Source organism: Kitasatospora sp. NPDC059571 (assembly GCF_042735675.1).
Classification (GTDB): Bacteria; Actinomycetota; Actinomycetes; order Streptomycetales; family Streptomycetaceae; genus Kitasatospora.
The window spans coordinates 1-21,732 of the sequence record NZ_JBHWBW010000093.1 but is presented as its reverse complement, the minus strand read 5'-3'; the positions used below and the strand labels follow the sequence as shown (position 1 = coordinate 21,732).

General features: G+C 72.8%; 16 protein-coding genes and 1 riboswitch. Of the genes, 9 read left to right on the top strand and 7 right to left on the bottom strand.

Features of this window, described 5'->3' with window-relative positions:
* Positions 1–185: 185 nt before the first annotated feature.
* The 5 genes from ACFV0G_RS13845 to ACFV0G_RS13825 all read left to right on the top strand — a co-directional run bounded on the left by ACFV0G_RS13845 (position 186) and on the right by ACFV0G_RS13825 (position 6,022).
* A complete protein-coding gene (locus ACFV0G_RS13845; RefSeq protein ID WP_380546196.1) occupies positions 186–974 on the top strand; it encodes a GntR family transcriptional regulator in 789 nt (262 codons plus the stop codon).
* Positions 975–1,156: 182 nt separating this feature from the next.
* Positions 1,157–1,423 carry a DUF3311 domain-containing protein gene (locus ACFV0G_RS13840; RefSeq protein ID WP_380546194.1) on the top strand — a complete coding sequence of 89 codons (267 nt, stop codon included), beginning with the start codon at positions 1,157–1,159 and terminating at the stop codon, positions 1,421–1,423.
* On the top strand, positions 1,423–3,048 hold the full coding sequence (gene mctP / locus ACFV0G_RS13835; protein ID WP_380546191.1) for a monocarboxylate uptake permease MctP: 1,626 nt from the start codon (positions 1,423–1,425) through the stop codon (positions 3,046–3,048). Before ACFV0G_RS13840 ends, mctP begins: the two co-directional genes overlap by 1 nt.
* 148 nt (positions 3,049–3,196) lie before the next feature.
* Entirely contained in the window at positions 3,197–3,949 is a 753-nt protein-coding gene (locus ACFV0G_RS13830; protein ID WP_380546189.1) for a histidine phosphatase family protein, read from the top strand.
* 102 nt (positions 3,950–4,051) lie between these two features.
* Positions 4,052–6,022: a transglycosylase domain-containing protein gene (locus tag ACFV0G_RS13825; RefSeq protein WP_380546187.1), complete on the top strand. Its 1,971-nt coding sequence runs from the start codon at positions 4,052–4,054 to the stop codon at positions 6,020–6,022.
* A gap of 54 nt (positions 6,023–6,076) precedes the next feature.
* On the opposite strand, the gene ACFV0G_RS13820 is transcribed toward ACFV0G_RS13825, so the two are convergent.
* Together ACFV0G_RS13820 and ACFV0G_RS13815 are read right to left on the bottom strand one after the other, a co-directional pair.
* The gene (locus ACFV0G_RS13820) at positions 6,077–7,333 is read right to left on the bottom strand and encodes a hypothetical protein (RefSeq protein ID WP_380546185.1); all 1,257 of its coding nucleotides are present in this window, start codon (positions 7,331–7,333) and stop codon (positions 6,077–6,079) included.
* 123 nt (positions 7,334–7,456) lie between these two features.
* Positions 7,457–8,431: a helix-turn-helix domain-containing protein gene (locus ACFV0G_RS13815; RefSeq protein WP_380546183.1), complete on the bottom strand. Its 975-nt coding sequence runs from the start codon at positions 8,429–8,431 to the stop codon at positions 7,457–7,459.
* A gap of 308 nt (positions 8,432–8,739) precedes the next feature.
* Between ACFV0G_RS13815 and ACFV0G_RS13810 the strand changes: the two genes are divergently transcribed.
* On the top strand, positions 8,740–9,234 hold the full coding sequence (locus ACFV0G_RS13810) for a GNAT family N-acetyltransferase (protein WP_380546181.1): 495 nt from the start codon (positions 8,740–8,742) through the stop codon (positions 9,232–9,234).
* A 238-nt stretch (positions 9,235–9,472) separates the two neighbouring features.
* Complete coding sequence (locus ACFV0G_RS13805; protein ID WP_380546179.1) at positions 9,473–11,608, top strand: acyltransferase family protein; 2,136 nt, start codon at positions 9,473–9,475, stop codon at positions 11,606–11,608.
* Positions 11,609–11,647: 39 nt separating this feature from the next.
* Here ACFV0G_RS13805 and ACFV0G_RS13800 read toward each other — a convergent pair whose 3' ends face one another.
* From ACFV0G_RS13800 to ACFV0G_RS13780, 5 genes are all read right to left on the bottom strand, one after another.
* Complete coding sequence (locus ACFV0G_RS13800; protein WP_380546176.1) at positions 11,648–12,847, bottom strand: glycoside hydrolase family 113; 1,200 nt, start codon at positions 12,845–12,847, stop codon at positions 11,648–11,650.
* A gap of 19 nt (positions 12,848–12,866) precedes the next feature.
* Positions 12,867–14,315 carry a glycosyltransferase family 2 protein gene (locus tag ACFV0G_RS13795; protein ID WP_380546174.1) on the bottom strand — a complete coding sequence of 483 codons (1,449 nt, stop codon included), beginning with the start codon at positions 14,313–14,315 and terminating at the stop codon, positions 12,867–12,869.
* Positions 14,316–14,391: 76 nt separating this feature from the next.
* The gene (locus ACFV0G_RS13790; protein ID WP_380546172.1) at positions 14,392–15,237 is read right to left on the bottom strand and encodes a hypothetical protein; all 846 of its coding nucleotides are present in this window, start codon (positions 15,235–15,237) and stop codon (positions 14,392–14,394) included.
* Positions 15,238–15,396: 159 nt separating this feature from the next.
* Positions 15,397–16,860 carry a glycoside hydrolase family 26 protein gene (locus tag ACFV0G_RS13785; protein ID WP_380546170.1) on the bottom strand — a complete coding sequence of 488 codons (1,464 nt, stop codon included), beginning with the start codon at positions 16,858–16,860 and terminating at the stop codon, positions 15,397–15,399.
* A 102-nt stretch (positions 16,861–16,962) separates the two neighbouring features.
* Positions 16,963–17,817, bottom strand: coding sequence for a hypothetical protein (locus ACFV0G_RS13780; RefSeq protein ID WP_380546168.1), 855 nt, complete (start codon positions 17,815–17,817; stop codon positions 16,963–16,965).
* A gap of 142 nt (positions 17,818–17,959) precedes the next feature.
* Positions 17,960–18,103, top strand: a riboswitch (cobalamin riboswitch).
* A 174-nt stretch (positions 18,104–18,277) separates the two neighbouring features.
* On the opposite strand from ACFV0G_RS13780, the gene ACFV0G_RS13775 reads away from it, so the two are divergent.
* Both ACFV0G_RS13775 and ACFV0G_RS13770 read left to right on the top strand, forming a co-directional pair.
* Complete coding sequence (locus tag ACFV0G_RS13775) at positions 18,278–20,692, top strand: ribonucleoside-diphosphate reductase subunit alpha (RefSeq protein ID WP_380546166.1); 2,415 nt, start codon at positions 18,278–18,280, stop codon at positions 20,690–20,692.
* 14 nt (positions 20,693–20,706) lie between these two features.
* On the top strand, positions 20,707–21,702 hold the full coding sequence (locus ACFV0G_RS13770; protein ID WP_380546199.1) for a ribonucleotide-diphosphate reductase subunit beta: 996 nt from the start codon (positions 20,707–20,709) through the stop codon (positions 21,700–21,702).
* The last annotated feature ends 30 nt before the right edge of the window (positions 21,703–21,732 follow it).

The window sequence follows — 21,732 nt, the reverse complement described above, 5'->3', positions numbered from 1 at the left end:
TCTCTCCGCCGCCCTGGCGCCCGCGGGGGGCGGGGGGGCCCCCCCCGCCCCGCGCCGGTGCCCGGCCGAACGGCCGGGCGAAGGGCCGGCGGGAGCTCACACCAGGCGGCCCGCGCGTGCAACCATGTGCAGATACAACAACGGAGGAGCCGGTGACGGCGGCAGGGCGAGGAGTGAGAGCGGCCATGAGCGGCGACAGGGGAACGGCGGCCCTCCCGGAGGGCCCCACGGTGCCGGCCCAGTCCACGGCGGCCGCCGGCACGGCTGCCCGCGTCCCCAAGTACTACGGCCTGAAGCGCCATCTGCTGCAGCTCACCGAGACCCAGCCGGCCGGTACGCCGGTGCCGCCGGAGCGGGCGCTCGCCGCGCAGTTCGACACCTCGCGCACCACCGTCCGCCAGGCGCTCCAGGAGCTGGTCGTCGAGGGCCGGCTGGAGCGGATCCAGGGCAAGGGCACCTTCGTGGCCAAGCCGAAGGTCGCCCAGGCGCTGCAACTGACCTCGTACACCGAGGACATGCGGGCCCAGGGCCTGGAGCCGACGTCCCGGCTGATCGAGGTCGGCTACATCAGCGCCGACGACCGGCTCGCCCCGCTGCTGGACATCAAGCCCGGCAGCCGGGTGCTGCGGATCGAGCGCCTGCGCCTGGCCAACGGCGACCCGATGGCGATCGAGGTCGCGCACCTGTCGGCCAAGCGCTTCCCGGCGCTGCGGCGCAACCTGGTCAAGCACAACTCGCTCTACACCGCGCTGCGCGAGGTGTACGGGGTGACGGTGGCCGAGGCCGAGGAGACCATCGAGACCACGCTGGCCAACCCGCGGGAGGCCGGGCTGCTCGGCTCCGACCTGGGTCTGCCGATGCTCCAGCTCTCCCGGCACTCCTTCGACGCCGAGGGCGCCCCGGTGGAGTGGGTGCGGTCGATCTACCGCGGCGACCGGTACAAGTTCATCACCCGGCTGCAGCGCCCCGAGTGAGCCCCGGGGCGGCCCCGACCGTCCCGGGATGAGGGAATCCGGCCCGAACGTAGTGACACCGGTCACGCAGTGCCCTACATTTCGCTGCGTCCTGTCGATCACCGAGGGTGCTGCTCGGCGGGCGCACAGCCATGTGCGCTGCGGTGCCGTCATGGTGACCCCCCTTCACCGGAGCCGCTCACATGTCGTCAGAACAGCCACCGGGCACCCTGCCCGCCGTCACTCCGGCCAGGGTGCTGGCCGCCCTCTGCCTCGCCGTCCCGGTCGTCGCCACGCTCTGGGTGTCCTCGTACACCAAGGCGGACCCCGGGCTCGGCGGCGTGCCGTTCTTCTACTGGTACCAGCTGGCCTGGGTGCCGGTGTCGGCCGTGTTCACGGTCGGCGCCTACCTGCTGATCAACCGCGACGAGAAGGCCCGCCGGGCGGCCCGCGCCGGGGGTGAGGGCTGATGCACAGCGGCATCAACGTGACCGCCCTGGTGGTCTTCCTGCTGTTCTTCGCCCTGGTCTCGGTGATGGGCTTCCTGGCCGCCCGCTGGCGGCGGGCCGACGACGCCCTGCACCTGGACGAGTGGGGTCTGGGCGGCCGCAGCTTCGGCACCTGGATCACCTGGTTCCTGCTGGGCGGCGACCTGTACACCGCGTACACGTTCATCGCGGTGCCGGCGGCGATCTACGGGACCGGCGCGGCCGGGTTCTTCGCGGTGCCGTACACGATCATCGCGTACCCGCTGGTCTTCCTGTTCCTGCCGCGGCTGTGGTCGGTCTCCCGGGTGCACGGGTACGTGACCCCGGCGGACTTCGTGCGCGGCCGGTACGGCTCCAAGGCGCTGTCGCTGGTGGTGGCGCTGACCGGGATCCTGGCCACCATGCCGTACATCGCGCTGCAGCTGGTCGGCATCCAGGCGGTGCTGGACGTGCTGGGCGTGGGCGGCACCGGGAACTGGTTCATGAAGGACCTGCCGCTGTTCCTCGCCTTCGCGGTGCTGGCGGCCTACACCTACTCCTCGGGCCTGCGGGCGCCGGCGCTGATCGCCTTCGTCAAGGACACCCTGGTCTACATCGTGATCATCGTCGCGGTGATCTACATCCCGATGCGCCTGGGCGGCTACGGCCACGTCTTCGACGCGGCCGCGCAGAAGTTCTCTGCGGTCAATCCGGCCACCCACAAGCCGGTCGGCTCGCTGGTGCTCGGCCCGAACGCGCACTGGACGTACGCCACGCTGGCGCTCGGTTCGGCGCTGGCCCTGTTCATGTACCCGCACTCGGTGACCGGCGTGCTGGCCTCGAAGTCGCGCAACACCGTGCGCCGCAACATGGCGATCATGCCGGCGTACTCGCTGATGCTCGGCCTGCTGGCGCTGCTCGGCTTCATGGCGATCGCGGCCGGCGTCGGCAAGGGCGTGAAGGGCTTCAACGCCCAGCTCGCGGTGCCGCAGCTGTTCGAGAACATGTTCCCGGACTGGTTCACCGGCGTGGCCTTCGCGGCGATCGGGATCGGCGCGCTGGTACCCGCCGCGATCATGTCGATCGCCGCCGCGAACCTGTTCACCCGCAACATCTACAAGGAGTTCATCCGCCCGGAGGCGACCGCCGCGGACGAGACCAGGGTCGCCAAGATCGCCTCGCTGCTGGTCAAGGTGGGCGCGCTGGTCTTCGTGCTGGCGATGGACAAGCAGTTCGCGATCAACCTCCAGCTCCTCGGCGGCCTGTGGATCCTGCAGACCTTCGTGTCGATCGTCGGCGGCCTGTTCACCCGGTGGTTCCACCGCTGGGCGCTGCTGGCCGGCTGGGCGACCGGCATGGCCTACGGCACCTGGAAGGCCTACGGGGTCGCCTCCCCCGCCACCAAGCACTTCGGTGGCAGCTCGGCCGAGATCCCGGTGATCGGCCAGATCGGCTACATCGGCCTGACCGCCTTCGTGCTCAACCTGGCCGTCGCGGTGGTGCTCACCCTCGTCCTGAAGGCCGCCAAGGCCCCTGAGGGCGCCGACGAGACCGCCCGGACGGACTACACCGCCGACGCCGGCGATCCGGCCGTGACGGGCGCGCCGCAGCCCGTAGAGGCGCACTGAGCGGTCGCGCGAACCGGGGCAGGGGCGCACACGGCCGGCCCGCATGCGCCCTGTGCTCGCGCCGCCCCCTCCGACAACACTGGAGGGGGCGGCGATCACGTCCGGGAGGGCCGCCCGGAAGCAGACGACCGACACGGGGAGACGGACGATGGCAGAGGCCGGCACCACCATCCTGAACGGGCACCGGGAGACCGGGCACGACCGCGTGCGGCCGCTGCCGTCCGTCCTGATCGCCACCCGGCACGGCGAGTCCGTGGCCAACGTGGAGTTCCGGCTGGCCGAGCAGACCGGTGCACTGACCGTGCCGATCACCAGCCGGGACGCCGACATCCCGCTCTCGATGCACGGCCAGGCGCAGGCCCAGGCGCTCGGCCGCTGGTGGGCCGCGCTGCCGCCGGCCGACCGCCCGCGCGCGCTGTGGTGCTCGCCGTACGTGCGCACCGCCGAGACCGCCCGGATCGCGCTGGCGCAGGCGTCCGGGCTGGGCGCCGTCCCGGTCGGGCTGCAGGTGCGCTACGACGAGCGGCTGCGCGACAGAGAACTCGGCGTGCTGGAGATGCTCACCCGGGCCGCCATCGACAGGGACCACCCCGCCGAGGCGGCCCGCCGGCGCCGGATGGGCGAGCTGTACTACCGGCCGCCCGGCGGGGAGTCCTGGCTCGACGTGGCGCTGCGGGTGCGCAGCGTGCTGCGCGACCTCGCCGAGGAGGAGGCGGACCGGCCGGTGCTGGTGGTGGCGCACGACTGCACGGTGCTGATGCTCCGCCACATCCTGGACCGGCTGGGCGAGGAGCAGCTGCTCGCGCTGGAGCCGGTCGGCAACTGCTCGACCAGTGTGTGGCGGGCGGACGGCGGGCGGCTGCGGCCGTACTCCTGGAACGCCGTGGACCACCTCGGCTGACGGGGTGTGGCGCTGGTCACAGCGCCTTCGAGTGACCTCTCCCGCGCCCCGGTGCGTCTCCTGTTCGACGGCGTTCGTTTCGTCGACGAAGGGGAGCAGACCGTGGGCGGTGTCCGACACTTCTTGATCGGATTACGGCGGCGGCGCCGTGCGCGGGCCGCCCTCCGGCGGGCCCGGCGCCTGCTGCCCACCCGGCGGCAGCTGCTCGCGGGCCTGCTGGCCTCGGCGGCGCTGCTGGCGGGAGCGGTCGGCTGGTTCTGGGAGACCACCGACGTGCCGGACGACCTGAACGCCTTCGCCACCCAGCAGAACAACGTCTTCTACTGGTCGGACGGCACCGAGATGGCCCGAACCGGGCAGGTCAACCGGCAGGAGGTGCCGCTCGACCGGGTGCCGGGGCCGGTGCGGTGGGCGGTGGTGTCGGCGGAGAACGAGACGTTCTACTCGGACCCGGGGGTGTCGGTCACCGGGATCGGCCGGGCGGTGGTGCGGATGGCCACCGGCGGGGACACCCAGGGCGGCTCGACCATCACCCAGCAGTACGTCAAGAACATCTATCTGAACCAGCGCCAGGACGTGTCCCGCAAGCTCAGCGAGATCGTCATCGCGGTCAAGCTGGACCAGCGGATGGACAAGGACGACATCCTGGCCGGCTACCTCAACACCAGCTGGTTCGGCCGGGGCAGCTACGGCATCGAGCGGGCCGCCGCGGCGTACTACGGCAAGGACGTGTCGGCGCTCGACCCCAGTGAGGGGGCGTTCCTGGCGGCGCTGCTGAAGGGCGCCGGCCTGTACGACCCGGCGCTCGGGCCGGAGAACCGCACCCGGGCGGTCGCCCGCTGGTCGTGGATCCTGGACCGGATGGTCGCCACCGGGCACCTGTCGGCCGCCGAGCGGGCGCGGTACACGGTCTTCCCCGAGCCGGTCGCCCCGCGCCCGGCGGCGGGCCTGGGCGGCCAGACCGGCTATCTGGTGGACATGGCCCGGACGTACCTGGAGGGCCACTCGGACATCACGCCGGCCAGGTTCGACCTGGGCGGCTTCCAGATCCGCACCACCTTCGACCGGCGGCGCACGGCCGCCCTCGCCGACGCGGTGAAGTCCGCCGGGCCCGCCCTGGACCCGGCCGGGCGCGCCGCCGACCAGCACGTCCACATCGGCGCCGCCTCGGTGGCCGCGGACGGCCGGATCACCGCCCTGTACGGCGGCCCGGACTACCTGAAGCAGGGCTTCAACGACGCCAACACCTCCAACGTGCCGGTCGGCACGGCGTTCACCCCGCTGGTGTACGCCGCGGGGCTGGCCCAGGGCGTGCAGCACGAGCGCGGCGGCCGGCGGACCGCGGTGCACCCAGCCACGCCGTACGACGGCAACGACGGGACGGTGGTCACCACCCCGGAGGGGCCGTACTGGGGGCGGGACGGGCGGATCGCGAAGGCGGTCAACGACGACCGGCGCAGCTGGGGCCGGATCAGCCTGCGGACGGCGGTCGCGCAGTCGGTGAACGGGCCGATGATGCAGCTCGGCATGGACGTCGGCCTGGAGGGGGTGCGCCGTGGCGCGGTGGCGCTGGGGCTGCTGCCCGACAGCCTGGGCGAGCTGGTGCCGGCCTTCTCGCTGGGCAACTCCCGGCCGAGCACCGTCCGGATGGCGTCGGCGTTCACGGCCTTCCCGAACGGCGGCCGGCACACCGACCCGTACTCGGTGGACCGGGTGACGCTGGGCGGTGCGCCGGTGGCGGTGGCCCGGCCGGCCGCCGCGCAGGTGCTGGACCCGGCGGTGGCGGGGGAGGTCGACGACGCGCTGCGGGCCGCCGTCCGCGAGGGCACCGGCAAGGACGCGGCCGGGGCGGCCCCCGACGCGGCGGGCAAGACGGGGACGACCGCGGACCACACCGCGGGCTGGTTCGTCGGCAGCAGCGGCGGGACGGCCACCGCCGTCACGGTCTTCCGGATGGATCCGAGGACGCTGGAGCTCTACCCGCTGGACGGCCTGGGCGGCAGCGATCCCGCGGCGCCGGCGTCCGCCTTCCCGACCAGGATCTGGGCGGCGTACACCCGCAGCGGCGGGTAGCCGGGCGGCGGGGTCGGGCGGCCGGGGGTGTCCCGGCCGCCCGGCCCCGCCGGGTCAGCGCACCAGCTGGGACCAGTCGGCGGGCTGGCCCGGGTCGAGGCCGCGCAGCCGCTCCAGCACCTTCGGGTCCTGGGCGTCGAGCCAGTCGGCGAGTTCGCGGAAGGACACGCAGCGCACGCCGTCGCGGTGGCAGACGTCCTTCACCACGTCCTCGACGGCCTGCATGTAGATGCCGCCGTTCCAGGTCTCGAAGTGGTTGCCGATGAACAGCGGCGCCCGGCTGCCGTGGTAGGCGCGTTCGAAGCCGTTCAGGTAGCCGTCCCGGGTCTGCCGCTCCCAGGCGGCGTACTTCTTCGGGTCGCCCGCCGTGCTGTCGCCGGACTGGTTGGCCAGGAAGTTGAAGTCCATCGACAGCACCTGGACCTGCTTGCCGGGGTACGGGAGCAGCTGGAGCGGGAAGTTCCAGATGCCGCCCCGCTTCGTCGGCCATATCTGGAACTCGCCCTGCGAGCTGGCGTCGTAGCGGAAGCCGGCCGCCTTCTCGGCGGCGAGCAGGTTCTGCTGGCCCTCCAGGCAGGGGGCGCGGCCGCCGACCAGTTCCTTGCCGTAGTCGAACGGCAGGGCGGGGACGTCGGTGAGGCCGGTGTTGGTCTTCCAGGTGTTCACGAAGGTGCGGGCCTGCTCCAGTTCGCTGCTCCACTCCGCGGTGCTCCAGTCGCCGCCGCCCTTGGGGCCGCAGAAGTGGCCGTTGAAGTGGGTGCCGATCTCGTTGCCGTCGAGCCAGGCCTGCCGTACCTGCTCCAGGGTGGCGCGCAGGTGGGCGTCGGTCGGGAAGGAGATGTCGGCGGTGCCCTGCGGGTGCTGCGGCGGGTGGTAGAGGTCGTGCTTGGCCTTGGGCAGCAGGTAGATGCCGCTGAGGAAGAACGTCATGTGGGCGCCGTTCTCCTGGGCGACCCGGCGGAAGTGCGAGAACAGGTGGTCCTCGTTCTCCAGGGCGCCGTCCCAGGAGAAGACCACGAACTGCGGCGGCTGCTCGCCGGGCTTCAGCTTGGCCACCGGCGGGCGGGCCGGCTGGGGGCCGGTGTCGGAGGTGGAGCCGTCGCCGATCGACCGGACGCGGCCGTCCCAGGTGGGCGAGGGCGCGGGGGCGACCGGGGCCGGGCGGGCCGCGGTGCTCGGTGCCGGGTCGGCCGCGGTGCCCGCGGGCGGCGGCCCGCCGAGTCTGCCGTGCGGGTCCGGTGCCAGTACCAGCGCGAGCACGGCGGCCGTGGTGACGGCGAGCAGTCCGGCCCTGCGGCGTGCGGTCCTCATCTGTGCCCCGATCGTCCGAGCGGCGGCCGTCCGATCGGCCGCCGGTGATCTCGTCCCCCCACGGGAAACACGTGATGAGTGCCCGTCAGGTTGCACGCGGGGTCGGGGCGGCGTGGCCGGGCGCTACCCGGCGGGGACGGCGACGGCCTCCGCGGGGCCGGCGAAGGCCCGGCGGTAGGCCTGCGGGGTGGTGCCGAGCCGGCGGGCGAAGTGGTGCCGCAGAGTGGCGGCGTTGCCGAAGCCGCAGCGGGCGGCGACGGTGTCGATCGGCTCGTCGGTGGCCTCCAGCAGGCGCTGGGCGAGCAGTAGGCGCTGTCCGGTGAGCCAGCGGTGCGGGGTGGTGCCGGTCTCCTGCTGGAAGCGGCGGGCGAAGGTGCGCGGCGCCATGTGGGCGAGCGCGGCGAGGCGTTCGACGGTGGCCTCCTCGTCGAGGTGGTGGCGCATCCAGTCGAGCACCGGGGCGAGCGAGTCGGCGCCCGGCTCGGGCAGCGGGCGGGCGACGAACTGGGCCTGGCCGCCGTCGCGGTGCGGGGCGACCACCATCCGGCGGGCGATCGCACGGGCCACCTCGGCGCCCTGGACCTTGCGCACCAGGTGGAGGCAGGCGTCGATGCCCGCGGCGGTGCCGGCCGAGGTGATGACCGGGTCCTCGTCGACGTAGAGCACGCCGGGTTCGACGGTGGTGAGCGGGAAGCGGCGGGCCATCTCGTCGGCGTGCCGCCAGTGGGTGGTGGAGCGGCGGCCGTCCAGGAGCCCGGCGGCCCCGAGCAGGAAGCTGCCGCTGCAGATCGACAGGGCGCGGGCGCCGCCGTCGACGGCGGCGCGCAGCGCCTCGATCAGGGCGGGCGGGTAGGTGTCGCGCAGGCCGGTGGCGGTGACCACGATCAGGTCGGCGCCGGCGAGCCGCTCCGGGCCGTACGGGGCGTCGACGGTGAAGCCGGCGTGGGTGCGCTTGGGGCCGGGCCGGTCGGAGGCGAGGGCGAAGTCGTAGACCGGCAGGCCCTCCTCGCTCCGGTCGAGGCCGAACACCTCGCACGCCACCCCCAGTTCGAAGGGGTGGACCTCTTCCAGCACGACCGCCACCACGTTCTTCAGCATGGCCCCAGGATGCCGCTGGCAGGATTTCGAGGCAAGAGGGCATTCCTGCCACTCGTCGGGCGGCCGGGCCGCCGCGACAGTGGAGGCATGACCTCCTCAGCGATCACCGGCATCCTCGTCCTGGCCCTCGCGGTCGGCGGCTTCGGCCTGCTCGGCGCCCTGGTCGGCCGGGACCTCGACCGCACCTCGCGGCACGGCCGCGACAACTGGCACCGGGCCGGGGGCTACCCGGCCGACCCGGCGCTGCCCGACCGGCTGCACGGCACCCCGGCCCCCGCGGGCCCGGCCGCGGCAGGCAGACTGGCCGGATGGACGTCCTCATCCGCCACGCCCTCGAAGGCGACCTCGCACCGGCCGGCGACCTCTGCGTCGAGGTCTTCGTCGGGGACGGCTACAGCCTCGCGGACGGCCCGTACGCCGGGCTCCTGCGCGACACCCGCCGGCGCAGCACGGAGGCCGAGCTCCTCGTCGCGGTCGACGCCGGCGACGGGCGTGTGCTCGGCTGCGTGACCTTCGCCGCGGGCGGCACCGAGTGGGCCGACATCGCCCGGCCGGACGAGGGCGAGATCCGGATGCTCGCGGTGGGCCGCGCCGCCCGCGGCCGCGGGGTGGGCGCGGCCCTGGTCGAGGCGGCGGCGGAGCGCAGCCGCGCGCTCGGACTGGCCGGGATGGCGTTCTCCACCCGGCCGGAGATGACCGCCGCGCACCGCCTCTACGAGCGGCTGGGCTTCCGCCGCGACCCCGGGCGGGACTGGGAGCCGCTGCCGGGGATGGCGCTGATGGTGTATGCGCTGACCTTCTGACAGCTCCGCTGCGGGCCGGGCCCGTCCGGCGGGCGACCTCGCCGACGGGCGCCGGGGACCCGGGCACTATGCTCGGTCGACCGTAGAGCGATTCCCTCCGGAGATGACCGGAACCGACCGGCTGCCCATCCTCGGCCGACCCGGAGGGCTGGCTCAGCGTCCGAGCTGAAGGGGAGCAATGCGCGAGGCGCCCACGGGGAGCGGCAGGCCTGCACCGGCCGCGTACACCGTGCAGGACATGCGGGCCGCCAGGGGGTCGACGATCGTGCCCGGGCAGAGCCGCTACGCGGTGGAGGTCCCGGAGCTGCGGAGCCCGGAGCCCGGGCCCGGCGGATCCGGCGGCCGCGCGCCCCGGTACGACGCGGTGGACGGCCTGCGCGGCGTCGCGATCCTCTCCGTCCTGCTCTACCACACCAACTGGTTCCAGAACGGCCTGTTCGGTGTCGACGCGTTCTTCGTGCTCTCCGGCTTCCTGGTCACCCTGCTGCTGGTGCGCGAGCTCGACCGCAGCGGCCGGATCGCGCTCGGCCGGTTCTACCGCCGCCGCGCCAAGCGCCTGATACCCGGGCTGCTGATCACCCTGGTCGCGGTGCTCGCCCTGGCGCTGCTGTTCAGTCCGCTGCGCGAGGCCCGGCAGTTCCGGCCCGAGGCGCTCGCCGCGCTCTTCCAGGCCGCGAACTGGGCCCAGCTGCTGCGCGGCGGCTCGTACTGGGACCACTTCGCCTCGATCGACCCGTTCTCCGCGATGTGGTCGCTCAGCATCACCGAGCAGTTCTACGTGGTGTGGCCACTGCTGCTGCTCCTGGTCTACGTGGTGTGCCGCCGCTCGCTGGCGGCGACCGGCACGGTCACCTTCCTGCTCTTCGGCGCGGCCGCCGCGGTCGCCCCGCTGATGTGGGACGGCTCCAACAGCGACCGGCTGTACCTGGGCACGGAGAGCCGCGCGGTCGGGTTCGCCGCGGGTGCGGCGGCGGCCTTCGTCGTCCACCTGCGCCACCGGCGCTCCGCCGCCGCCGGGCGCGAGGGCGGCTCGGCCGCCGCCACCGTCCTGCTGAACCTGCTCGGCGTCGGCTGCCTGGCCGGGGTGGTCTGGCTCAGCATCGAGGTGTCGACGTACCACACCCCGTGGCTGTACGCGAAGGGCGGCCTCGCCGCGGTGGCCGCGCTGGTCGCCGTGCTCGCGGCGACGCTCTGCCACGACCGCGGCCCGCTGGCCAAGGTGCTCTCGTTCCACCCGCTGGTCGTCACCGGCCGGATCTCCTACAGCCTCTACCTGCTGCATCTGCCGGTCTACTGGCTGCTGCAGCAGCACGTGGACGACACCACCCCGGCCACGCTGCTGGGGATCGGCGGCGCGATCACCTGGGTGCTGGCGTGGTTCCTGCACCGCTTCACCGAGGGCATCCGGCTGCGCGACTGGCGGGTCGGCCGGGCGCTGCCGCTGCTCACCGCGGGCGCGCTGCTGGTCGGTGCCGGCAGCTGGTACCTGCCGCAGGTCATCGAGTACCGGATGCGCCCGGCCGGGAAGCCGGTGGTGCTGACCCTCGGCGACTCGTTCGCGGAGGACCTGGCCGCCGCGCTGTACCAGGAGGGCGGCCGCTACGCGGTGGTCGACGGCGGCATCAGCGGCTGCGGCGTCTTCGGCCCGGAGAAGGTCCGCGGCACCTCGCAGGTGGAGTTCCCGGTCTCCGCGGAGTGCCGCGACCAGGCATCCGGGTGGGCGGCCTCGCTGGCGGACGCCCACCCGGCGGTGACCGTCCTCCACCTCGGCTGGGACGCCGCGGAGCAGTACGTCGACGGCCGCTGGATCTCGCCGTGCGACGACGCCTACCGCGCCCGCTACCTGGCCCGGCTCAAGGACGCCGTGGACCTCGTCCACCGGGATGCCCCGGACACCCGGATCCTGCTGATGAACGAGCGCACCCAGAACGGCGCGATCAACTACAAGTGGGGCTCCTGCTACAACCGGCACATCGAGGACTTCGTCAACTCCACCGGCGGCCAGGTCCAGTTGCTGGACCTGGAGGCCTTCCTCTGCCCCAAGGGCGTCTGCCGGTGGACGGACGACGGCGGCGCCTCGCTCTACCCGGTGAACGACGGCGTGCACCTCGCACCGGCCGGCAAGCGGCTGGTCGCGCCGTGGCTGCAGGACCGGATCGCCGAGGCGCTGGCCGGCCCGGCCGCCCCCGCGGCCTCCGACGACCCGGCCCCGCCGTCCCCGTCGTCCGCCGCCTCGCCCTCGGCGTCCCCCTCGGCCTCGCCCACGGCGGGGAAGTCCGCCCAGCCGTCCCGGTCGCCGCGGCCGAAGTCGACCAGCCCCCGGCCGAGCGGCTCGCACGGGACCAGCCCGAAGCCGACCGGGCAGCACACCTGACGGCCCTCCCGTCCGGCCCGGTCGCGGGCCGGACGGGGGTCAGCCCTTCGGCACCTGGTAGCTGCCCGCGAAGCAGTCGCGGATCGCCTTCTCGGAGTCGGGGCGGCCGGCGAACTCCATCCGCGGGGTGTCCTGGTCGGCCTTCTTGTTGGGGTCGGTGCCGAAGTAGGCCGACCAGAAGTACACGCCGGCGAGCTTGCGCTGCTGGGCGACCTGGCAGACCGCCTGGTACCAGTTGGCCTGGACGGCCTCGTTGAGCGCCCGCTTGGCGTAGAAGTCGCCGGGCTTCTTGTAGGCGCCCTCCTGGGCGGGGATGCCCACCTCGGTCAGCATGGTCGTCGGCAGCGCGCCCTTGCCCTTGCGGTCCAGCCACTTGTTCCAGGACGCGACCAGCTCCGAGACGGGCGCGTCGTCCGCCGCGCTCTTGGCCGGGAAGTAGGCGTCCACCCCGATGTCCGGCAGCGGGATGTCCACCGGGCCGGAGATGTAGCTGTCGAAGTTGGCGTCGTAGCCGAGCTCGCCGTCGAAGAGCCTGTGGGCCTGGTCCACCAGGCCCTGCCAGTGCGGGTCGCCCTCCAGCGAGTTGAACTCGGTGCCGAGGGTGAACGCGGCGGCGTGGTGCTCCTTGGCCATCTTCAGGTACGGGGTCAGCAGCTTGCCGTAGCTGGTGAACCACGCGTCCTTGTCGGCGGGCGTGATGTTGCCGCGCCAGCCGCCGGCCGCCGGCTTGAGCGAGACCTCGTCGAGGATCGGGCGGACGGTGGTGCGCAGGCCCGCCCGCTGGGCGGTGTCCAGCAGCACGGCGAGCCGCTCCGGGGTCGGCGTGGTCGGCTGCGCCTCCAGCTCCGTGGAGCTGCGCCCGCCGGTGTACACCGGGAAGGAGACCGCCATCGCGTTGGCGTTGAGGTCGACCAGGTACTTGACGATGCGGTCGGCCTTGCCCTGGACGAAGTTCTCCGGGTCCGCCGGGTCGTCCAGCCAGTACACCTGCACGCCCCACTCGGGGGTCCCCGGCTGCCAGACCCGGGCGACCCGCGGGCCGTCGTAGGACGCGGAGGCGCTCGGGGCGGCGGCGGACCCGGAGCCGGACGGGCTCTCGCCCGGCAGGGCACTCGCCGCGGACGGCGAGGCCCCGGTGCCGTGCGCGAAGGTGACCGGGTGGTCCCCGTAGAGGACGGGGACGGCGGCCGTGATGCCGATGACGGCGACCGGCAGGACGAAGATGACGTAGCGCTTCACGTGGGGATTCCTGCTGCGGTCAGGCCGGCTTGGCGATGACGACGAACTTGTTCTCCTCGCGGCGGAGGAACTTGACGAGGCCGCGCAGGCCGCCCAGGCCCTCCAGGAAGGAGAACACCGGGATCAGGGCGACGATCGCCATCGGCTCCCACCACTTGCGGCGGTGCTGCGCGGAGGAGATGACGTTCAGCCGCAGCCCCTCCCAGTAGGTCCAGATCACGTAGGCGAAGTTGATCGCCCAGATGAGGACCACCGACTGTGTCACCGGGGAGGTGTTGACCGTGCCGGTGAACCAGGCGACCAGCAGGATCAGGCCGACGTGCTGCAGCGGGCCGAGGACCCAGCTGACCATGCCCATCCCGATGAACACCCGGTACTTCAGCGGGATGCTCTTGTTGAAGCAGAGCGCGACCAGGCCCCAGGCCCAGCGCTCGCGCTGCTTGATGAAGTCCCGCACACCGGCCGGCGAGGCGCCGTAGCAGCGCCCGTTGAACCAGTCGCTGCGGCCGGGGTAGCGGGTGCAGAAGTTGAGGGCGTGCTGGGCGTCCTCGACGATCGTCTTGGGCCCGAAGTCCCAGCCGATGGTGGCCTCCACGGACGCCCGCATCAGCAGCAGCTCGCCGTGCACGCCGGCCACCGGCGTGCCGGTGCCGGTCATCGCCCGGAAGCGGGCGATGTCGTCGGCGGGCCGGATCGCGTCGGCGAGCCAGGTGAAGAGGTTGACCGCGTTCTCCCGCGGATACGTCAGGATGCCCTGGGCCATGTGCTTGGCGTCGTCGCCGGCCCGCCGCTGGCGGTTGATGAACTGGGCGGTGGAGGCCGCGGTGTCCGGGCCGACGCCGGTGTCGTCGTCCATGTGCAGCACCCAGACGTCGTCCTCCGCCTCGCCCTCCTCGATCCGCAGCTCGTGCGAGTAGTGGTTGGCGCGGGCCTTGAACTTGGTGCCGTTCGGCGTCTGGTACGCCTTCGGGACGGTGACCACCCGGATCAGCGGGTTCAGCTCGGCCAGCGCGTCGATCTTCTCCGCGGCCTCGCAGCCCTCCTCGGTGAGGACGTCCACCCGCATCCACGGGAAGTAGGCCGGCAGGTGGTCCACGTACGAGAGGACCGAGCGCTCCAGGGCCGGGTAGGTGTCGTGCCGGCCGATGGTCGGCACCAGGACGATCAGGAAGTCGTCCTCGGCCGGGGCCGGCGGGACCATCTTCTCCACCTGGCGGATGCGCCGGCGCACCATCAGCACGCCCTGGAAGCCGATCAGCACGCCCACGACCGGCAGCGACCAGACGATGGTGAGGACCCAGCCGAGCGCGGTCGGATTGGGGACGAAGGCCCAGAGCGAGAAGCCGAAGATGATCAGGAAGGATATGTAGAACGGCAGCACGCCAGGCGTCCACGCCGCGTGCCGGTCGGCCAGCCGCTTGGCCTCACGGGAGGTCGTGATCACGGGCCGGGCGGTCGCAGTCGTCATCTCGGATGCGTTCCTCGTACGGATGTCGCGGGTATCTCGGGCGGCCTGCGGTCGGCGGCCGGCCCGGCACCGCCGGTCACGGGGTGTCCTGGACGGCGTCCGGCGCCGGCGCCGGAGCCGGTGCCGCGGACTGGGCGGGAGCGGGAGCGGGTGCGGCCGGCTGCGGCGCGTCCTGCCCGGCCGGGGCCTGCTGCGGGAGCGGGGCGCCCTGCTGCGGCTGGGGCTGCTGCGGCGGGGTCGGCGCCCAGGCCTGCGGCGGCTGCCCGAAGGAGGGCTGGGCCGGCGGCGCCCCGAACTGCGGCGCCCCGAAAGGGGGCTGGCCGAACTGCTGCTGGGCGGGCGGCCAGGCCTGCGGCGGCTGCCCGAACGCCGGCTGGGCCGGCGGCTGCCCGAAGGCGGGCTGTGGGAACGGCGGCTGGAACGGCGCCGGCGACCACGGCGCGGCGGCCGGGGCCGCGTCCGCGCCGGCCAGCGACCGCAGCACGATCAGGGTGAGCGCGGTGGTCACCAGCAGGCCCGCGCCGAAGGTGGCGAGCTTCAGCCAGCCCTCGACGGTGCCGGTGAACCAGGCGCGCTGCGGGGCGTCGAACAGGGCGCCGGTGAGGCTGCGCAGCCGGTTGTAGCCCTCGACCAGTGCCACGCCGACCACGACCCCGCGCGCCCAGCCGCGGCCGGTGAACATCAGCCAGGCCGCCGCGAGGTACACGACCGCGTAGTTGAGGCTGTTGGTCTCCGCGCGGGCGGCGCCGTCACTCACGCCGTAGTAGAAGATGCCCTCGACGAAAGTCCCGAAGCCGACCTGGGCGAAGCAGTTGTACGCCGCCCAGGCGAGCAGGACGACGCCCCAGCCGGCGGCGATCCCGGCGGCGATCCGCACCGAGCGGCTGCCGTCGCCCACCCCGTTCGAACCGATCGTCGGCATGCGCCACCCACCATCCCCCGCGGCCGCCCGGCGGCCCCACCCCGCCGTCGCCCCGGTGATCGGCGACGGCCGTAAACGGTCAACTCCGGTCCAAGGTTCCCACACCGGCCGCACGGCAAGGAAACGGGGGGCCGCCGGATCCGGCGATCGTTACCAAACTCACTGGATGTGCAGCGAGGACCAGTCGAAGTTTGCTCCGAAGTGCCCGTATCCTCCGGTGATGGCCTGCTTGCTGTTGTAGGTCGCCTTCACGTCGGCGAGCGAGTTGACCACCTGGTCGGGGATCAGGTTCTTCTCCGTCAGGGCCTGCCCCCAGACCGTCCACAGCGTCCACGGGGTCCGGGTGAGCGTCTCCTTCTGCCGGGCGTTCACCGGCACGGCGAACGACTCGGCGAGGATCCGCGGCTTCCGGTAGGCGGCCAGGCCGTCGTAGTAGCGCTTCGTCCACACCTCGCCGGTGCCGATCGGGTCGCGCGGGCTGCCGCTGTAGTCGTCCACGCCCACGACGTCCACGTACTGCTCGCCCGGATAGTAGTTCCACGGGTCCACGCCGGGCGCGCCGTCCCAGGAGACCGGCGACCAGACGAAGATCAGGTTGTGCAGGCCGCGGGTCCTCACCAGGTAGTCATAGGTGATCCGCCAGAGCTTCTGGTAGTCGGCGCCGCGCTGCCCGGACCACCAGAAGCTGTGCCGGCAGTCGGCGTTGTTCATCTCGTGGTACGGCCGGAACAGCACCGGCACGTCGTGGTCCGCGAGGTACTGCAGGTGGTCGGCCAGGTAGGAGAGGTCGGTCAGCAGCTGCCGGTGCTCGGCGGTGCCCGCGGAGTCGTCGACGACCCGGCCGAACCAGGTGGGGTCGGTCGCGGCCGGCGAGTTGGCGCACAGCACCCGGTCGAAGGACTTCACCGGCGAGCCGGGGTACGGCTCGTGGAAGGACATCCCGACGAGCCCGGCCGGCCCGCCGCCGTTGTCCGGCAGCGAGGTGGTGGAGCCGTCGCAGTTCTGCTGCACGCCGCTGGCGCCGTACGTCCCGTCGTCGGGTCGGGGGTGGCCGGACCAGACGGCGGTCAGCAGGTCGACCGCATCGTCGGTGTACTGCCACTTGGACGAGCAGGTCGGCCACTTGTCCTTGGAGTAGCTGCGCGGGTTGCCGACGCCCCAGTCGCCCTGCCCGTAGCCCGGGCCCAGGTCGGTCTCGACGAAGCCGGGCAGCTTGCCGGTGATGTCGGCGGCCTTCTTGTAGTAGTAGCCGACGCCCTTGATGCCCTGGTAGTCACCGTAGTTGAGGTTGTACAGCTCGTTCTGCGCCTCGACGTGGTGGCCGATGACGGTGCCCTTCGGGTGCCCGTCGCGGGCCTGGCTCTCCAGGTCGGCGAGCATCTGGTAGACCGCCCGGGCGTTGGGCGAGGCCTTCGGGTCCCGCTTGACCAGGTCGGCGCCGAGCGAGGCGGGCAGCGGCCGGGCCGGGACCAGGTGGCTCGACCCGGTGCCGCTCGGCGCGGCACCCGGTGCGGGGGCGGCCCCGCCGTCCCCGCCCATCAGGACCACGGCCGTGCACAGGGCCGCGGCGGTGACCGCGGCGACCGGTATCGCGGCCCGGCTGCGCAGCGCGCGCGGCAGCATCACAGGCTCCCCCAGGGCAGATGTGGATCTTCCGGACGGAACGGTACCCGCCCGCTCAGGACCCCCCGGCCCCGGGGCCGCCGCTCCCGGCGGCGCCCCAGGTCAGTGCTTGCCGGCCGCCGCGGCGCGCGCCAGCAGGGTCTGCTTCAGGTGCTTGGCGAAGTCCGGGGCCGCGTCGGTGGCCGCCTGGTCCGCGGCGGTGCCGCCGACCTTGGCCGAGCCGGAGGCGGTGAAGTAGGCGTACCGGCCGAGCGTCGCGTGGGTGCTGGTGCAGCCGACGGCCTGGCAGAAGTCGGCGACCCCGTCGGCCTTGAGGCCCTTGATGTGGCCGCGGTACTTCTTCATCGCGGTCTCGGCCTGGAGCTTGTGGTCGAAGACCGCGATGCCGACCACGACCGCGCTGTCGCCGGAGACGTAGGTCGCCCGGAGCACCTGGCGGCAGGCCTGGCCGGCGATGACGTCGCCGAGGCCGCCGATGGTGGCGTTCCAGCACGGCTCGGTGGTGGCCGCGCTGCGGCGGGTCCACGGCCGGCCGTCGATGGTGAGCGTCTCGTCGGGGAAGAACGCCGCCGGGTCCACCGGCGCACCGTCGGTGGCCAGTTCCCAGATCGGCTGCGACGGGTCGGCCGGATCGGCGCCGCCGCTGCCGGCCGGGGCCGGGCGGGCGGTGCCGGACTGCGAGGCGGTCGGCCCGGGGGCCGGCGGGTCGTTCTTGCCGCCCGCGACCACCACGGCGGTGGCGGTCAGGCCGCCGACCACGACGACGGCGAGCACGCCGAAGAGGAGGGTCCTGAGCCGCCGGCGGCGGCGCTGCTCGCTCTCGGCGCGGTCCGCCATGGCGGCCCAGTCGGGCTCGGCTGACGCCTGCGGGAGGTGGCCCGGGAACTGCCCAGGCTGCCCGCCCGGGCCGCCGTACGGCCCGTACCCCCCGTTGTTCATACCCGCCCCATCACTCATGAGCGCAGATCCTAGGCCATCGGTCCGACGGACCGACAGGGACCTGGGCGGGGTTCGGCGGGCCGTCCGCGACTCCCCGGACGGTCACTCCCCGCCACCCGGAGACTACGCCGCACGACACAACATCTGGGGTCGCGTAGATCAGACACCACAACATGTATGCTCACTCTCGCTGTCGACGCAGGGGAACCCGGTGGGAGTCCGGGACTGCCCCGCAACGGTGAGCAGGCCCGTGATTGCCCGGGCCCGCGCAGTCCGAGGGCCTGCCGACGGTGTGCCACCGGCTTCCCCGCAGATGCCATGAAGCACAGCTGTACGTCCGGGCCTCGCGGGCAGGCCGGGTGGCGCCGCGCGCCCTGGGAGCAACCGGGCGTGCCGTCCTCCCCTGCCGCGTACCGGTCCGGGCGGCCTCCCCCACGGGAGGTGCCCCGTCCGCTGCCGCCACAGGAGAGAGTGCGCCTTGACCGTCGCTGCCTCAGTCACCCTGCCCTCCCAGGGTTCTGCCGACTCCGCCCAGACCGACCCCGGTGCGGCGCTGCTCCGGCTGCTCACCGACCGCAGCACCGACCTCCCCCAGGTGGACCCCGGCCACGTCGCCGCCGCCGCGCTGCGCGGCCGCCACGCCGGCTCGGACTTCGCCGAGCTGCGCGGGCTGGCCGTGGAGGCCGCCGCGTCGATGATCGCCGAGGACCCCCAGTACTCGAAGCTCGCCGCCCGCCTGCTCGCCCTGGAGATCCGGGACGAGGCCGTCTCGCAGGGCGCCCACTCCTTCGCCGCCTCGATCGCCGTCGGCCACGCCGAGGGCCTGATCGGCGACGCCACCGCCGCCCTGGTCGCCCGGCACGCCGACCTGTTCGACTCCCTGATCGACCCGCAGGGCGACGACCGCTTCGAGTACTTCGGCCTGCGCACCGTGCAGTCCCGCTACCTGCTGCGCCACCCGATCACCCGCAAGGTCGTCGAGACCCCGCAGCACTTCCTGCTGCGCGTCGCGGCGGGCCTGGCGGTCGGCGACAGCGAGCAGTCGGTGGCCGAGGTCGCCGAGCTGTACCGGCTGATGAGCCGTCTGGAGTACCTGACGTCCTCTCCGACGCTCTTCAACTCCGGCACCAAGCACCCGCAGATGTCCTCCTGCTACCTGCTGGACTCCCCGCTGGACAACCTGGACTCGATCTACAACCGCTACGCGCAGATCGCCCGGCTGTCCAAGCACGCCGGCGGCATCGGCCTGTCCTACTCGCGGATCCGCTCCCGCGGCAGCCTGATCCGCGGCACCAACGGCCAGTCCAACGGCATCGTGCCGTTCCTGCGGACCCTGGACTCCTCGGTCGCCGCGGTCAACCAGGGCGGCCGCCGCAAGGGCGCGGCCTGCGTCTACCTGGAGACCTGGCACGCCGACATCGAGGAGTTCCTGGAGCTCCGCGACAACACCGGCGAGGAGGCCCGCCGGACCCACAACCTCAACCTGGCGCACTGGATCCCGGACGAGTTCATGCGCCGGGTCAACGCGAACGCCGACTGGTCGCTGTTCTCCCCCGCCGACGTCCCCGAGCTGGTCGACCTGTGGGGCGCCGAGTTCGACGAGGCGTACCTGAAGGCCGAGCAGGCCGGCAAGGCCGTCCGCACCATCCCGGCGCAGACCCTGTACGCCCGGATGATGCGCACCCTGGCGCAGACCGGCAACGGCTGGATGACCTTCAAGGACGCCTCCAACCGGGCCGCCAACCAGACCGCGCTGCCCGGCCGCACCGTGCACTCCTCCAACCTCTGCACGGAGATCCTGGAGGTCACCGACGACTCCGAGACGGCCGTCTGCAACCTCGGCTCGGTCAACCTGGGCGCCCACGTCGCCGCCGGCGCCACCGCCGCCGACCTGCTGAACGCGATGGACTGGGAGCGCTTGGACGCCACCGTCCGCACCGCGGTGACCTTCCTGGACCGGGTCATCGACATCAACTTCTACCCGACCACCGAGGCCGGCAACTCCAACTCCCGCTGGCGGCCGGTGGGCCTGGGCGTGATGGGCCTGCAGGACGTCTTCTTCCAGCTGCGGATCGACTTCGACTCCGCCGAGGCGAAGGCGCTGTCCACGCTGATCTCCGAGCGGATCATGCTCACCGCGTACGAGCGCTCCGCGGACCTCGCCGAGCAGTTCGGCCGCCACGAGGCGTACGGCGAGACCCGCGCGGCCCGCGGCGAGCTGCACATCGACCACTTCGCCGCCGCCACCCCGCAGTGGGCGGCCCGCTGGGAGGCGCTGCGCGCCCGGATCGCGGAGACCGGCCTGCGCAACTCGCTGCTGCTGGCGATCGCGCCGACCGCGACCATCGCCTCCATCGCCGGCGTGTACGAGTGCATCGAGCCGCAGGTCTCCAACCTGTTCAAGCGCGAGACGCTCTCCGGCGAGTTCCTCCAGGTCAACCCGTACCTGGTGCGCGAGCTCAAGGAGCTCGGCGTCTGGGACCAGCAGACCCGGGACGCGCTGCGCGAGGCCAACGGCTCGGTGCAGGACCTCAACTGGCTGCCCGCCGGGGTCCGTTCGCTGTACCGCACGGCCTGGGAGCTGCCGCAGCGCGCGCTGATCGACCTGGCCGCGGCCCGCATGCCGTACATCGACCAGAGCCAGTCGCTGAACCTCTTCATGGCCGCGCCCACCATCGGCAAGCTCAGCTCGATGTACGCGTACGCCTGGAAGGTCGGCCTGAAGACCACCTACTACCTGCGCTCGCGCCCGGCCACCCGCATCGCGCAGGCCGCCACCGGCGCCCGCACCGCCACCGCCGTGCCGGTGCCCGCCCCGACCATGAGCCAGGAGGAGCAGGACGCCATCGCCTGCTCCCTGGAGAACCCCGAGTCCTGCGAGGCCTGCCAGTGAGCTCCGACCGCAAGATGCTGCTCGACCCCGGTTTCGAGCTGACGCTGCGCCCGATGCGCTACCCGTCGTTCTACGACCGGTACCGCGACGCCATCAAGAACACCTGGACGGTGGAGGAGGTGGACCTGCACTCCGACGTCGCCGACCTCGCCAAGCTGAGCGAGGGCGAGCGGCACATGATCGGCCGGCTGGTCGCCTTCTTCGCCACCGGTGACTCGATCGTCGCCAACAACGTGGTGCTGAGCCTCTACAAGCACATCAACTCCCCCGAGGCCCGGCTCTACCTGTCCCGGCAGCTGTTCGAGGAGGCCGTGCACGTCCAGTTCTACCTGACGCTGCTCGACACCTACCTGCCCGACCCGGACGACCGCGCGGCGGCCTTCGCGGCGGTGGAGAACATCCCCTCCATCCACCAGAAGGCGCAGTTCTGCTTCAAATACATGAACGCGGTCGACCACATCGACTCGCTGCAGACCAAGGACGACCGCCGGGCCTTCCTGCTCAACCTGATCTGCTTCGCGGCCTGCGTCGAGGGCCTGTTCTTCTACGGCGCCTTCGCGTACGTGTACTGGTTCCGCAGCCGCGGCCTGCTGCACGGCCTGGCGACCGGCACCAACTGGGTGTTCCGCGACGAGTCCATGCACATGGACTTCGCGTTCTCCGTGGTGGACACCGTCCGCGAGGAGGAGCCCGACCTCTTCGACGACACGATGGCCAAGCAGGTCACCGAGATGCTGGAGGAGGCCGTCGAGGCCGAGCTCCAGTTCGCCCAGGACCTGTGCGGCGACGGCCTGCCCGGCATGAACACCGCGTCGATGCGCCAGTACCTGGAGGCCGTCGCCGACCAGCGCCTGGCCCGCCTCGGCCTGCCGATCCGCTACGGCTCCACCAACCCCTTCGGGTTCATGGAGCTGCAGAACGTCCAGGAGCTGACCAACTTCTTCGAGCGCCGGGTCTCCGCCTACCAGGTCGCCGTCGAGGGCTCGGTCTCCTTCGACGACGACTTCTAGGCCGCGTCCGGGCCGCACTGCACCGAACTG

Bases quoted from the DNA above. Each gene is read 5' to 3' on its own strand.
- ACFV0G_RS13805 (WP_380546179.1), top strand. From the start codon at position 9,473: ATGCGGGCCGCCAGGGGGTCGACGATCGTGCCCGGGCAGAGCCGCTAC.
- mctP (WP_380546191.1), top strand. From the start codon at position 1,423: ATGCACAGCGGCATCAACGTGACCGCCCTGGTGGTCTTCCTGCTGTTC.
- ACFV0G_RS13795 (WP_380546174.1), bottom strand. From the start codon at position 14,315: ATGACGACTGCGACCGCCCGGCCCGTGATCACGACCTCCCGTGAGGCC.
- ACFV0G_RS13815 (WP_380546183.1), bottom strand. From the start codon at position 8,431: ATGCTGAAGAACGTGGTGGCGGTCGTGCTGGAAGAGGTCCACCCCTTC.
- ACFV0G_RS13770 (WP_380546199.1), top strand. From the start codon at position 20,707: ATGCTGCTCGACCCCGGTTTCGAGCTGACGCTGCGCCCGATGCGCTAC.
- ACFV0G_RS13840 (WP_380546194.1), top strand. From the start codon at position 1,157: ATGTCGTCAGAACAGCCACCGGGCACCCTGCCCGCCGTCACTCCGGCC.
- ACFV0G_RS13790 (WP_380546172.1), bottom strand. From the start codon at position 15,237: ATGCCGACGATCGGTTCGAACGGGGTGGGCGACGGCAGCCGCTCGGTG.
- ACFV0G_RS13810 (WP_380546181.1), top strand. From the start codon at position 8,740: ATGGACGTCCTCATCCGCCACGCCCTCGAAGGCGACCTCGCACCGGCC.
- ACFV0G_RS13820 (WP_380546185.1), bottom strand. From the start codon at position 7,333: ATGAGGACCGCACGCCGCAGGGCCGGACTGCTCGCCGTCACCACGGCC.
- ACFV0G_RS13780 (WP_380546168.1), bottom strand. From the start codon at position 17,817: ATGAGTGATGGGGCGGGTATGAACAACGGGGGGTACGGGCCGTACGGC.
- ACFV0G_RS13830 (WP_380546189.1), top strand. From the start codon at position 3,197: ATGGCAGAGGCCGGCACCACCATCCTGAACGGGCACCGGGAGACCGGG.
- ACFV0G_RS13785 (WP_380546170.1), bottom strand. From the start codon at position 16,860: ATGCTGCCGCGCGCGCTGCGCAGCCGGGCCGCGATACCGGTCGCCGCG.
- ACFV0G_RS13845 (WP_380546196.1), top strand. From the start codon at position 186: ATGAGCGGCGACAGGGGAACGGCGGCCCTCCCGGAGGGCCCCACGGTG.